Source organism: Flavobacterium sp. GQ95 (assembly GCF_059758655.1).
The window spans coordinates 49,194-62,731 of the sequence record NZ_JCAXEB010000014.1 but is presented as its reverse complement, the minus strand read 5'-3'; the positions used below and the strand labels follow the sequence as shown (position 1 = coordinate 62,731).

The 13,538-nt window shown below is 32.8% G+C and carries 13 protein-coding genes; 2 read left to right on the top strand and 11 right to left on the bottom strand.

The features are described 5' to 3' along the window. Nucleotides 1–2 precede the first annotated feature (2 nt). The 7 genes from AC6CH4_RS21925 to AC6CH4_RS21895 form a co-directional block, all read right to left on the bottom strand. On the bottom strand, nucleotides 3–1,031 hold the full coding sequence (locus AC6CH4_RS21925; RefSeq protein WP_498106769.1) for a glycosyltransferase family 2 protein: 1,029 nt from the start codon (nucleotides 1,029–1,031) through the stop codon (nucleotides 3–5). A gap of 1 nt (nucleotide 1,032) precedes the next feature. Then, nucleotides 1,033–2,337: an MATE family efflux transporter gene (locus tag AC6CH4_RS21920; protein ID WP_498106767.1), complete on the bottom strand. Its 1,305-nt coding sequence runs from the start codon at nucleotides 2,335–2,337 to the stop codon at nucleotides 1,033–1,035. A 5-nt stretch (nucleotides 2,338–2,342) separates the two neighbouring features. Then, nucleotides 2,343–3,335: a hypothetical protein gene (locus tag AC6CH4_RS21915; RefSeq protein ID WP_498106765.1), complete on the bottom strand. Its 993-nt coding sequence runs from the start codon at nucleotides 3,333–3,335 to the stop codon at nucleotides 2,343–2,345. 7 nt (nucleotides 3,336–3,342) lie between these two features. Then, on the bottom strand, nucleotides 3,343–5,022 hold the full coding sequence (locus AC6CH4_RS21910) for a DUF6909 family protein (RefSeq protein WP_498106763.1): 1,680 nt from the start codon (nucleotides 5,020–5,022) through the stop codon (nucleotides 3,343–3,345). An 82-nt stretch (nucleotides 5,023–5,104) separates the two neighbouring features. Then, a complete protein-coding gene (locus AC6CH4_RS21905; RefSeq protein WP_498106761.1) occupies nucleotides 5,105–5,707 on the bottom strand; it encodes a transposase in 603 nt (200 codons plus the stop codon). 64 nt (nucleotides 5,708–5,771) lie between these two features. Continuing rightward, on the bottom strand, nucleotides 5,772–7,262 hold the full coding sequence (locus tag AC6CH4_RS21900) for a GH3 auxin-responsive promoter family protein (protein ID WP_498106759.1): 1,491 nt from the start codon (nucleotides 7,260–7,262) through the stop codon (nucleotides 5,772–5,774). A gap of 11 nt (nucleotides 7,263–7,273) precedes the next feature. Beyond that, the gene (locus tag AC6CH4_RS21895; RefSeq protein ID WP_498106757.1) at nucleotides 7,274–7,774 is read right to left on the bottom strand and encodes a peptidase; all 501 of its coding nucleotides are present in this window, start codon (nucleotides 7,772–7,774) and stop codon (nucleotides 7,274–7,276) included. Nucleotides 7,775–7,986: 212 nt separating this feature from the next. Here AC6CH4_RS21895 and AC6CH4_RS21890 point away from each other — a divergent pair, with 212 nt between their 5' ends. Then, entirely contained in the window at nucleotides 7,987–8,166 is a 180-nt protein-coding gene (locus tag AC6CH4_RS21890; RefSeq protein ID WP_056196724.1) for a Sec-independent protein translocase subunit TatA/TatB, read from the top strand. A 135-nt stretch (nucleotides 8,167–8,301) separates the two neighbouring features. Here the strand turns inward: AC6CH4_RS21890 and AC6CH4_RS21885 are convergent, their stop codons facing one another. Together AC6CH4_RS21885 and AC6CH4_RS21880 are read right to left on the bottom strand one after the other, a co-directional pair. Continuing rightward, the gene (locus AC6CH4_RS21885) at nucleotides 8,302–10,425 is read right to left on the bottom strand and encodes a Tex family protein (protein WP_498106755.1); all 2,124 of its coding nucleotides are present in this window, start codon (nucleotides 10,423–10,425) and stop codon (nucleotides 8,302–8,304) included. A gap of 110 nt (nucleotides 10,426–10,535) precedes the next feature. After that, a complete protein-coding gene (locus tag AC6CH4_RS21880) occupies nucleotides 10,536–11,354 on the bottom strand; it encodes a BRO family protein (RefSeq protein WP_498106753.1) in 819 nt (272 codons plus the stop codon). A gap of 93 nt (nucleotides 11,355–11,447) precedes the next feature. Between AC6CH4_RS21880 and AC6CH4_RS21875 the strand changes: the two genes are divergently transcribed. Beyond that, nucleotides 11,448–11,717 (top strand): DUF1294 domain-containing protein, encoded by a 270-nt coding sequence (locus AC6CH4_RS21875; RefSeq protein WP_498106751.1) that lies wholly within the window; start codon nucleotides 11,448–11,450, stop codon nucleotides 11,715–11,717. Nucleotides 11,718–11,868: 151 nt separating this feature from the next. Here the strand turns inward: AC6CH4_RS21875 and rpiB are convergent, their stop codons facing one another. Then, nucleotides 11,869–12,300, bottom strand: coding sequence for a ribose 5-phosphate isomerase B (rpiB, locus tag AC6CH4_RS21870; RefSeq protein ID WP_029271350.1), 432 nt, complete (start codon nucleotides 12,298–12,300; stop codon nucleotides 11,869–11,871). Between the two features lie 869 nt (nucleotides 12,301–13,169). Next, a complete protein-coding gene (locus tag AC6CH4_RS21865) occupies nucleotides 13,170–13,403 on the bottom strand; it encodes a putative signal transducing protein (protein ID WP_498106749.1) in 234 nt (77 codons plus the stop codon). Between the last annotated feature and the right edge of the window lie 135 nt (nucleotides 13,404–13,538).

Here is a 13,538-nt window from a genome sequence, read left to right as displayed (position 1 = left end):
TGTTATTTTAATGTTCTGTATTTTTTAAATAAAATGGTTTTTATTCTGTAGCCATTCAAAAAGAAAATCAAAGCTTTAAAAGACAGAAATGAATAAAATTTCACGACTTTATCAACCTTAATATTTCTTCCTTTTTGAAGCAAATATTTCCAGGAAATTAAATCATCCCATATTTGTTTTCGGGTTCTGGAAGACAAAACATAAAAGTCTTTTAAAATTACAACATAATTGCAAGCCCAATAATTTTCGATGGCTTTGTTTAGTGTTTCAGAAACTGTCTTTTCAGAATTTAAACCCTCTTTTACCATTTCATAAACATCCTCAATATGCTTCGCGTCTACTGTTGTTGTTATCGAGTCTTTTCGTACTTGGCGATAAGTATAAAAGGATTTTGAATAAATACTAAAAGTTTCTATATGATGCATTAGTTTTCCGCACCACTCAATATCTTCTGATTTTCTTCCTACTTTAAAAAACAGTTGGTTGTCTAGCAAAATTGGCCTTCTGATTACTTTGTCCCAAGCTGATGCAACATATAAATCATAGTAAACCAAATCATTAATTTCATCTTCAAAATCACCTTTTTTATTTTTTAGAAATTTTTGATTGTATTTGCATTTTGCATCCTTCTCCGAAAAAAAACGAGTCTCTTCATGTAGGATCAAATCAGCATTTGAGTCTTTAATTAAATCATTGATATCTTGTAAAGCGTCCTGGCCCACCCAATAATCATCGCTATCTGTAAAAATAACATAATCACCTTTTGCTGCAATTAATCCCGTGTTTCTTGCATCAGATAAACCTCCATTTTCTTTATCAATCAATAAAACAGAGCTGTGTTTTTGCTTATATTCCTGACATATTTTAAAGGAAGAATCTGTTGAGCCATCATTAACCAAAACAATTTCATAATTAGAAAAAGTTTGAGATAAAATACTATCTAAACATTGTCTTAAATAATCTTCAACATTATAAACCGGTACAATAATGCTAAAAAAAATAGCTCCTCTTTTAATGGTATCTTCTTTCATCCTAATTCAGAAAAACTTTTATTTTATCTTTTTGATAAATAACAATTGCCACAACAAGATTCCAGAAAAAAGAACTTGAAACAAACGCAATTGCCGCGCCTGTCATTCCGTATTCCGGAATTAAAAATCGGTTTAAAACAAAATTAAGTACAACAGCCAAAATTAAAATTACCTGAAAAGTATGTTGTCTTCCTGTCATATTCAAATAAACGGAAGCAGATCCAAAGGCAGAACAAATTCCCTGACCAATTATTAAAATCAGAAATGCTTCTTTTGCTGCAACATATTGGTGTCCGAAAAAAGACAAAATATATTCAGAAAAAATACTAATCATAACGATTATCGGAAATGTTATTCCGAAAATTAAGCGGGCGCAGTTCTGCACTATTTTTGTTAATTCTGACTTATTTTGACTGGCAAAATATTCTGAAATTTTAGCCGAAACCGTAATATTTATGGTTAAAATAACAACCGAAATAATCGTCATTATTTTAACTCCAACTGAATAAAAGGCTACTGTTTCGTCGTTTCGATATTTTTTTAGAAACATGATATCAAAACACATTAATAAAAATATAGCCATACCACTGATTGCCATTGGATAGGACTTTAAAAAAATATCTTTATGCGAGAAAAAAGTTGTTGTTTTTAGCGGCTTTGTTTTATTGAAATAACTAAAAACCAAAATGGTGCTAATTAAAGCAAGAAATACAAATCCAATTAAAAAAACATCAACTAAATAGGTTTCTTTATGCCAATAAAATAAAACGATTGAACCAATAATTAGTGGAATATATTTAATTACATTTCTAAATAACTCTGCAATATACAGTTTATCCAAAGCTCTGATAACTTCAATATTTAAAGTCGCTAATCCGTAAAAAAATAAGGTTGCAGCACCTTTTAAAAAAATGGAATAGACCTCCGGATCTCCAAAATAACTATTGATTGTTTTTGCATTTATCAACAAAATTATAACTAAAGCAATAACCGAAGTCGCAAAAAACATTGCAACCATTTTGAGGTATATTTTTTTTAACTCGTCGAGAGCATCCAGACTTGCTAATTTTCCTTTAAAATATAAAATCGACAAATCGAATCCCAATAAACAAATGGTTCCAACAGCTAAGAGAAAGGATCTGGCAAAATCATATTGCCCTACCAATTTCGGACTGTAGGATTTTGTCAAAAATACTGTAAAACCAAATAATAAAAGAACTCCCAAAATTCTTAAAAACAAGGTACCGAAACTTTGTCTTAAAAATGGATTTTGCGAAAGGCGTTCATAAATAGGATTGGTTTTCAATTGCTTTAAAGTTGATTCGCTTTTAATATTGCAAGCTGTCTGCGATAGAATTTTTTGAACATGCTGACCAAAACAAAAATAAAAATAAAGAAAAGTGGCAGCCATATTTTAAAATGGCCATTTACCGTTTTGCTTTCATTTATGTTGAGAGTTGCATTAATTTCTTTGATTGTTTTATCAAAACTAATAAGTCTAAATCTGTTTTTTCCCTGTTCTGTAACTAACTTCTGTTTGGTTTTTATAATGTCGTTTAGTTGTAAATTTTCACTGTAATAAACCAATTTTTCGTTTTTCGAACTGTTCTTTGATGTACTTGATAGGCCGTCTAAAACATGATCTATTTGCGCAATTATAGTATCGTTTTGAGCAATTTCACGTTCCAGATTTTTATATCCGATTTTCTGAATGGAATTAAAATAAGCAGAATTATTCAGGTATTTCAACAAAGGTTCCACAACTTCCTTTTCATTTGTCGTTCCACTTGAAACAAATGAAATTGTATGATACGTATAGTTTTTACTGGTAACATTGTCTTCTAAAACCTTTTTTACTTCGCCAACCTCAGCCATTAATTTTATGAGTTCAAAGTTTTGTTCCTTGTCTTCAATAAATTTATAAACATCTGCAATCGGTTTAATTTCAATTTTTCGAATTGTCTGCGGATTCGGCATTCCAACTGTGTTTTTCAGGAAATCCAAATCTCCGGCAGCAATTTTAGATTGAATCAAATCTACTTTTGCGTACAAATAATCAACACTTTCAAAGTTTGGCGTTACAACAACCTGATTATTGTATGATTTTTTATTCGAGTCTAAATAAAACCCGAGTGCAGCTCCAAGCACCACCAAAACCAGCACCACAATCCAGTTTCGAATAAAAAACTGAATCACTCTAAAAACAGACCTGTTCACACGATCAAAAAAACTGTTAATGCTTCTTGAAAGTTGAAAAATATCTATTTCCTGATCAGAACTATTTTGGGGTACTTTTGTACTCATTTATCTTTTATTTTACGTTGAAAATTTGTTCCAAAATTTTAATGGTAATCAAATAAGTTGGTTTTACACCCGTAGTTCCTAATCCGCCTGAAGCCAGTGTACTTCCGGTTTCCAATGGATTATCCGAGGCATAATACGCATAACGAACCTTTATATCGTGTGGTACGCTTTTTCTAATTTTTGATGCCGACTGAATCGCTTTTTGATAATAGGAGCCTTCCATTTCAAGACCAATTACTCCCCAGGTTGATTCATGGAAAAATTTCAACAAATCTCTGTTTTGTAATGATGTTCCTAAAACAGTAACCATTGCGCCTTCAAAGACAGCAATGTCGTTTCCTTCAAACATAGCGCCTGTTAATTCATTTTCGAAAAAATAATTATCAGCCGTTCCTTCGTTTATATGTGCCGTTGGAATCATAATATCTCCTTTTCCGCCTTCCAAAATTCCGGCTTTTCCCATAATCGAAACCGACTGAACATTTAATAAAGTGTCTTTTTTATAGGGTTTTAAAAGCTCGTCGATGGTTTCGTATGCCTGCTCACCAAACGCATAATCCATTACAATAATAACCGGTTTTTCTTCGTCAACATTCGCATATGTAAAAGCGGTTTTTGTCCAGTCAATTTTGGCCGTATCAAAGATCTGAACATCGATGTTAGTTCCTGAAGTATCCGGTAACGAAATCATTCCGTTTTTCAAAGCCAATTCTTCAACGTGAGCTCTAACTTCTTTTGCGCCAGATTTGCTTAATTCTTCATAAATAAAGAAATCTGATTTGTCTTTGAATTTCGTTTTCAACAACGGAGTTGCAAAAATCGAATTCATAACGCTATGCATGTTCGCACTAATTACGTGAATTGGTCTTTTTAAAAGATTATTAGCCTTTAGAACTTCCTTGATATTGGTCGCCCAGATTTCTCCGTGAATGTGGTGTCCTAAACGTTCTCTTAATACCGGACTGAACGTAATTGTTCTTTTATTGTTTTCAATGACTTCTTCTATTGCTAATTTCCCTAACCAATAAATAACATGCAGGAAACGATCAGGAGCATTTTCAGATCCGAAGGCGTCGTAAATATCTAAAACCTCTTCAAAAGTTCTTCCTAAAATATTGGCAACATGAGAAATCGCTTTTTCTTTTTCTATTAAAGCCAGTTTTTTAGTTTGCGTTACCGCTTGTTCCAATTTCAGCCAATCGCGTGAAACCTCTCCTCCATCATCTAATAAAACTCTGTTTTTAATTTTATGCGATTCGATGAAAATAAAAGTCAAGTGCGTCAAAATATCGTAGATGTCTGAACGTCCACGTGTGATTTCAACATTCATTTGTTCTTCGTCGATTCTGTAGCAATTTCTTCTTCTTTTTGGAGGAACAATGGCCTGAAAATGCGATTTTGAATACCCTTCATCTGAAGTTAAGTTGATAAAACGGCATTGCTCAATTCCTATCGGAAGACGTTCTATAACGTATAAAAGCCCGTTTAGTTCTACTTTTTCTTCGCCTATATTTCCGTAAATTTCAGGGCGTAATGCCAATAATGATTCGCGTAAACTATCGCCGGAAACTCCCATTGGTTTATAAAAACCACGGTTGAACAGGTGACGCATTGTAATGTACATTTTTTCTATCGCTGCAGATGATTCCTGCGCTCTTGATCTTGATATATGTTTGGTTTCTTTCATTCTTTTTTACTTTGTAAACTCAAATTTAAGCAAATACAAGGCATACCTTGTATCTACCACATAATTTTTTAAAAAATCATTTTTATTTATCTTCTCTTTTAAACTTATCCTTTGCCCAATTTTCCGGATTTGAAACAATATAATCCGAAATTCTTTGATAATCATTATTGTTTCTGATGATATTGTCATAAAATAATTTTTGCCATTGATGTGGATATCCTAATCTATTAGCATGTTTGGTTACCGCAGATTTATATGACCCAACAATTGACGAAATGGTATTTTTTCCAATGTTTTGAAAACGCTGTAAACCTGGTTTTTTAAATGTGTCTGTAGGTGATAATGGTAACGATGGTAGAGACAGGGCATGCCCTGTCTCTACATTATCAACATCTATATCATGCAATTTTTTATCGATAATTAAAATTCCGTGAATATGATTTGGCATGACCACAAAATCACCTAATTCAACATTCTTATGGTGTATTGGGATTTGATGCCACAATATATCGGCAATAATACCGACCTCTGACAAAACCATTTTATCATTTTGAATTTCTCCAAAATAATGTTCTCTGTCTTGTGTACAAATTGTTATAAAATAGGCTCCATTCCAACCATAATCCCACCATTGAGCTCTTATTGAAGAAATACGGTATTTATTTTGAAACTTTCCTTGACTCATTATTTTTAATAATTCTGCATCCTATTCATAAGGATGATAATGCTTTAACCTTGGAAATAATTATCTAAAGTTTTGTCAAATTATCCGCAATCTTTCTATCATTAGATAATCTTGGTGTTTTATTCTGTCCTCCTAATTTCCCTTGCGATTTCATATACTCCTGAAAACCATTTTTAGAAACTTTGGTAACAATCACTTTTCTTAAAACATTTCCGGTAATCAAATCATCATAATAAATATTTTGTTTTCGCATTGAAGCATCAATTGCTTCGGCGAAAGCCTCCATATTTTCCGGTTCATTTTCAAATTCAACAAACCATTCATGATAAGGCAATCCGCTTGACGGATTAATTTGTGGTGCTACTGTAAATTCGTTGATAACGACTTTAGTTCCTGCTGTAGCTTCTTTCATCGCATTCTCGACCTCATTTGCAATTACGTGCTCTCCAAAAGCAGAAATAAAATGTTTGATTCGGCCCGAAACTATCACACGATGAGGAAATAAAGAGGTAAACTGCACCGTATCACCAATATTATAACGCCAAAGTCCGGCATTTGTCGAAACGATCAACGCATAATTCACTCCAACCTCAACTTCTCCGATAGTATAACTTTTTGGATTTGATTCGAAAAATTCATCGGCTTTAATGAATTCGTAGAAAATTCCGGAATTCAATAACAACAGCATTCCTTTTGCTTTTTGAGAATCCTGATACGCAAAAAATCCTTCAGAGGCAGGAAACAATTCAATGCTGTCGACTTTTCGTCCGATCATGTTTTCAAACTTGGCTCGATACGGCTCATAATTCACACCACCGTAAATGAACAAATTAAAATTCTTGAATACTTCACTAATTTTCTTGCCCCCGCTTTTCTCCTGTAAACGCTCAAAATACATTTGAACCCAGGAAGGAATCCCAGAAATAATGGTCATATCCTGTTCTATTGTTTCTTCAACGATAGCATCAATTTTGGTTTCCCAATCTTCGATACAATTGGTTTCCCAGGAAGGCATTCGATTCTTTTGAAGATACTTCGGAACAAAATGGGCTCCAATTCCGGAAAGTCTTCCAAATTTTATTCCGTATTTTTCAACTAAAATAGGGCTTCCCTGCAGGAAAATCATTTTTCCATCTACAAAATCGGCATTTCCAGTTTCATATATATAATGAAGAATCGCATTCCGCGAAGCTTCAATATGAAATGGCATTGATTCTTTCGTTAGCGGAATATACTTTGCGCCAGAAGTTGTTCCTGAAGTTTTAGCAAAATAAAGCGGTTTTCCTTTCCAAAGAATGTCTTTTTCACCCATTCGAACTTTGTCGATATAGGGTTTTAAATCTTCATAATCACGAATCGGAACACGTTTCCTGAAATCATGAACCGTTTTTATTTTATCAAAATGATGGTCAATACCAAACTGGGTTTCCTTTGCACTATTTATTAAACCCTTAAAAACTTCTTGTTGCGTTTCGACTGGTTTATTGGCCCAAGCCTTCGTTTGATAATATACTTTGCTGGCAAATAATTTTGCTGCTACAGATTTAATCGACATTTCTTATACTATTATTTCTTGTCACTTTTGTTTTTACTCCGCGTTTTTTCGCCTGACTCCTTCTCTGTTTTGTTAACCTCTTCTCTTAATTTTATTTCTTCTTCAGTAGCTTTCATGTTTACTTCTGAAGGTTCGTCCACTTCTGCTAAAATAGAATCTTTATTGAATTTGGCATATTCTAATTCGCCTCTCAATACTTTTTGAACACCATGAATATAGGCTTCGTTTTTCTTTAAAGCTCTTTCCAAAGAATCTGATTTTATCGCTAATTCAGTTGCATTCTTTTTTAATTGTGATGAAGAATAGCCTGGGATAAATTCCCGCAATGGCGTAAAAGCAATAATGAAAGTGGTGATTAAAATTAAAAATATACTGCCTAATGAAAGAACGACAAAGACATTCATTAAGGTGAGTTTCAGCGAAAAAATTTCTTCAAAAGTATCTTCATTCAAAATTACCAATCGGTTTTTGATGAATAATTTTTTTCTGAAATTTCGTTTTTTTTTAGCCATTTCGGTTCTTTAATATGAGCAAATATAATAATTAATAGTTGTGTTGATGCGACCCAAATTTGACCAAATCTGCTTAATTTACGATTTTATAAAATATTTAACGTGGCTAAGGCTAAATATTTTAATCCAAAAACACTTCTTGTTCGTATATTTCTATATACCTTTGCGGTACAATTTAGAAAACAATTTGCTTCGGCATTAAATATACAATCATGGGAAGATTAGGTCTTACAGAAATCCTTGTAATAGTAGGTATTGTGTTATTACTTTTTGGAGGTAAAAAAATTCCAGAATTAATGAAAGGTTTAGGAAGCGGAATTAAGGAATTTAAAAACGCAGCCAAAGACGACCAAACTACTGCTGCCAAAAAAGAAGAGGAAGAAGTAAAATAAATTTACAACTTTATAAAAAATTAGAAATCCCAAGTTACAATTGTAGCTTGGGATTTTATTTTTATAGAGACTTTTCTATTTGAAATTTGGAATCGAGCGATAGCGAACAGGCGAAGCAATTTCTTTTTTAGAATTTTATAATACCATCGTCAACTGAATTCTCTTTCTATCTTCATCAACTTCTGTCACTTTCACATCAACATGTTGGTGCAATTTCACAACCTCATTTACATCGCTCACAAAACCAGCTTTTAACTGCGAAATATGAACTAAGCCACTTTCTTTGATTCCGATATCAACAAAACAACCGAAGTTGGTAATGTTATTCACAATTCCCGGTAAAATCATTCCTGTTCTTAAATCTTTGATCGACTTTACATTTGCATCAAATTCAAAAACCTTCGCAGACTTTCTCGGGTCTAATCCAGGCTTTTCAAGCTCTTTAATGATATCTTTTAGCGTCAGTAAACCGATTTCAGGTGTAATATAGTTTTCGGCTTTAATAAGCGCTGTTTTTTCTTTGTTTGCAATTAAGTCGTTTACAGATAATTTCAAATCTTTTGCCATTTTCTCCACAACCGGATAAGCTTCCGGATGTACTGCCGAATTATCCAGCGGATTTTTAGCATTCGAAATTCTAATAAAAGCCGCACCTTGCTGATATGCCTTATCGCCTAAACGCGGCACTTTTTTCAATTGCTTTCTGTCTTCAAACGGACCGTTTTCTGAGCGATACTGAACAATATTTTCGGCCAGCTTCTCTCCTATTCCACTTACGTAGCTTAGCAAATGTTTACTTGCTGTGTTAATATTAATTCCAACCGAGTTTACGCAGCGAATTACCGTATTATCTAATTCTTCTTTTAATTTCGTTTGATCAACATCATGCTGATATTGGCCTACGCCGATTGCTTTTGGATCAATTTTAACCAATTCGGCCAAAGGATCTGAAAGTCGTCTTCCAATCGAAACTGATCCACGAACCGTAACATCATAATTTGGAAATTCTTCGCGCGCAATTTTTGATGCTGAATAAACCGAAGCTCCGGCCTCAGAAACAATAAAAACCTGCAACGGTTTGTCGAATGCTATTTTTTTGATGAAGAATTCAGTTTCTCTCGAAGCGGTTCCGTTTCCAATAGAAATCGCATCAATTTGATACGCATTTACCATCGAACGGATTTTCTTGATCGCCATTGCTTCCTCATTTTGAGGTGCATGCGGATAAATCGTTTCATTGTATAGTAAATCTCCTTTTTCATCCAGACAAACTACTTTACAACCGCTTCTGAATCCTGGATCGATCGCTAAAATTCTTTTTTCTCCCAACGGCGGAGCTAATAATAACTGTCCTAAATTATTAGCAAAAACCTGAATTGAGTTGGCATCAGCTTTTGCTTTTGCTTCCTGCAACGTTTCATTTCCAATTGCCGGATTCAATAATCGTTTATAACTGTCTTCAATCGCTAATTGCAAATGTGCCGTTGTGCTGTTTTGTTTTTTAATAATGATTTCATCAATAACATCATAAGCTTCATCCAAATCAACATCTATTTTCATCTTCACAAAACCTTCATTTTCTGCGCGAAGCATAGCTAATAAACGGTGCGATGGTGCTTTTGTCAGAGGCTCTTCCCAATCAAAATATTGACTGAATTTTTGTGCTCCTTCTTCTTCAGCTTTCTTTTTTACAACTTTAGTTCCTATTGTTGCTTTTCTTTGGAATAATCTTCTCAATTGTTTACGAACATAAATATTCTCATTGATCCATTCGGCAACAATATCGCGCGCGCCTTGCATGGCGGCTTCTTCATTAATTACATTTTCATTTATATATTGTGTCGAAATAAAATCAACATCAACATTACTTTCCGACATGATAATTTTCGCCAATGGTTCTAAACCAAATTCGCGCGCCACATCGGCTTTTGTTTTTTTCTTCTTTTTGTAGGGAAGGTAAAAATCTTCAATTTCCTGCAAATCAAAACTTTGTTCGATTTTTTGTTTCAAATCTGGTGTAAGCGCTTTCTGCTCTTCAATCGATTTTAAAACGGCTTCTTTACGTTTTACAATCGTTTCGTATTCCTTTTGAAGTTTTGCAATTTGTTCAATTTGAACTTCATCCAGGTTTCCGGTTGTATCTTTTCGGTAACGGGAAATAAACGGAATCGTACAATCTTCCTCTAATAATTTTACCGTGTTTTGAATGTTAATCGCTGCTGTTTGAACAGTCTTTGCAATGAATTGTATGTTAGTCATTCTTCTTTTATTTTAACCGCAAAGATGCAATGTGTTGCAAAATTTGTAAAGGGTTTGTGTTATTTGTTAGTTTAACTTGGCCAAAAATAAACTAAATTTTTAATTCTAATTTATTCTATTTTCTTTTTATCCGGAGCTAGAAAATTTTCTCCTGTTACAACGCTTTTCCCCGTTTTGTCTTCCAAAGCTATTCGTGCATTTTTTGCAATTGATCCACCTTTTTTACTTGCTTTTGCATTTTCTAACAGTCCTTTTGCTTCATCACTTTCAGCAATTTGTCTCGTAGATAGTTCTGCTAAAGCTGTAAAAATTAATTCGGCTTCAGACATATGATCTCTCAAGTTTTGAGATTTTAATCCTTTTACTTCTTTATGTTTCTTTACAGATAATCCCGTCCATTCTTGATGAATAATATTGGTAAGAAGTGCAAATTCATCTTTTTTCTCTACTCCAGATTCTTTCCAATAATCTGTCAATTTATTGCGAGTCTCCTGCCCTGTCATTCGTTGCTGAATCCATTTCTCACTGCGACCCAAATTTTGCCAATTTTCGCGAGCTCGATCTAAACTTTGAGATGGATCTGCCAATTCCTGGATTCGCTCATAACCAACCTTCGCCAACCATTGTTTGAAAGGTTCTGCTTTTGGAGAAGGAATAGATTGAATTAACCGTAATAATATTTCAGTATCTGCAGTGTCTGTAAGTCTGTTTTTTCCATCATCTGCAAGCATTTTCAACTGTACGATTTTATCGTACGCTTCACTTCCTTCTGCTTTTAACTTCTTTTTTAAATCAGTCCAATACCTCTTAGGAATTGTACTTCCAGTTAAAATCTGAATAACATCAATTACCGAGAAATACCAAATTTCTTTCTCGGCATCATAATGACTTCTTACTTTCTTTTGTTCAAATAGTTGTACTGGGCTCATATTATTTAGGAATTATATTATTTAATCCTTTGTTGAAATTAATGATTTCTTCTATACAGCCAAAATAATATCTTTGTTTCTAATTTTAAGACAATGGAAATTTTATTATTGTATTTTTTATTTATAAACATCTTCGTTTTTATTCTGGCGGCATATGATAAACATCAAGCAAGAAAAAATAAACGAAGAATTCCTGAAAACACCTTGTTTTTCCTGGAAGCTGTCGGTGGAACAATTGGTTTATTACTTGCCATGTTGTTCTTTAGACATAAAACGAGTAAAACCTCTTTTATTGTGAAGTTTTCCGGGATTTTTTTAATTCAGATAATATTAGTTTATCTTAAATTCACAAATAAGATTTAAACATTTACATTGTTAATAACTACACAAAAGTCTATTTATCAAATAGTTATTAATAAATTTTAAGAACATCAAATAAAAAACCGGATGAATTTAAAAATCCGCCCGGTGTGTTTATTTTTATTGGTGCGAAGCACCCGATTTTTTTGACTTTTTACGAACAGGCGATTTTATTCACTCTATTTTGGTGTCTTCCCCCTTCAAATGCAGTTGTTAAAAACGTCTCAACAATTTCTACTGCTTGCGGAATAGAAGTAAAACGCGCCGGAATACTCACAATATTTGCATCATTATGCAAACGTGTTAAATAAGCAATTTCTTTAGTCCAGCATAAACCAGCTCTTACTTTTGGATGTTTGTTAACCGTCATTGCGATTCCATTTCCGCTTCCGCAAATAACAATTCCAAAATCTGCTTTTCCTTCAGATACATCATTTGCAACCGGATGACCAAAATCCGGATAATCAACAGAATCTTCAGAATCTGTTCCATAATTGGTTACTTCATATCCTTTTGCTTTAAGCATGGCAACAATTGCTTTTTTATAATCTGGTCCTGCGTGGTCGTTTCCTATCGAAATTTTCATTGTAATACTATTTAGTTGTGTACTGCAAATTTAACCAAAGAATTTTGAAGTAATTCTATTTGAAGGGAAAAGTTCGCCACGAATTACACTAATCTCCACTAATTTGCCGGATCAATTTTAATTCGTGAAAATTAGTGTAATTCGTGGCCAAAACTTTGCGACCTTTTTATCTAAAATATATAGAAATATGCAGAGTAAGACTTTGTTAACTTTGCGTAAATCTTAGCGTACTTTGCGGTTAAATACACCTTATTTTTAAGTCACTTTATATCAAAAACTTAGCGTTATGAACAATTTTAGTATTTCTATAATTAGCTGAAGATCAATTAGAAATAAATATATATTTTGTTAAAATTTTAGAATGTTAATACTAAAAGCTAATTCGTTGATATTCAGTTAACTTTAAATTAACATTATTTGTTAATAAGTTCAGATAGAAAATTAGAAGTTTTTTTTGGTTGTGTCATAAAAAAACCTAATCCAAAACCGGAATCAAAAATCCTAATAAAGTTTGATGAATTTTTAGAAAAGTTATCAATATCAAAAATGCCATTTTCAACAAATATCAACATATGAACTTATCTACAAAATGAATCTGTTTTTGGTTGTCAACCGTTGTTAATTAAAATACAAAAAGTCTTATAAATTAATCTTTTAGCTAAATATAAGTATGTTGATAACTCTATATAACTAACTAAAACTTCATTTCAATACATTTAAAAATAAAATTATTGCACATATTAACAAGCTATAATAACAACCATAAATTAATTTAAATTAAATTTTTCTTTTTGTCGTATTTAATATATGTTGACAACTTTGAAAGTTTAAAAAGAAAAAAAAATTTGAAATTGAAAAAATAGAACGGTTTAAACGATTTTGAGTGGACTGTTGAGATTGTCCAGAATTTGTTGAACTTCTTCGAAATCGTCCGGATGAACTTTGAGTTTGATTCCACCGAGCGCTGTCGTGTACATCGGAACAACAGAGAGTGTCATTTCGTTTTCAAAAAAATAAGGAATCTCTTCTTGTTCCAATAAATGTTTCAAAACAACAGTTTCGTGCAGGTAATTGAATATGGCGATGGTTTTAAAGCTTTCCATACAAGGTCTTTTCGTAAAGATACGAAATGGGTATCACTAAATGTCGCCATAATTAATTTTAAATTCGAAGTACAAAATGAGCTTTTGAATCAATAAATATCTGCTTTTGAACGTTATTTTTTTAATAATTTATTT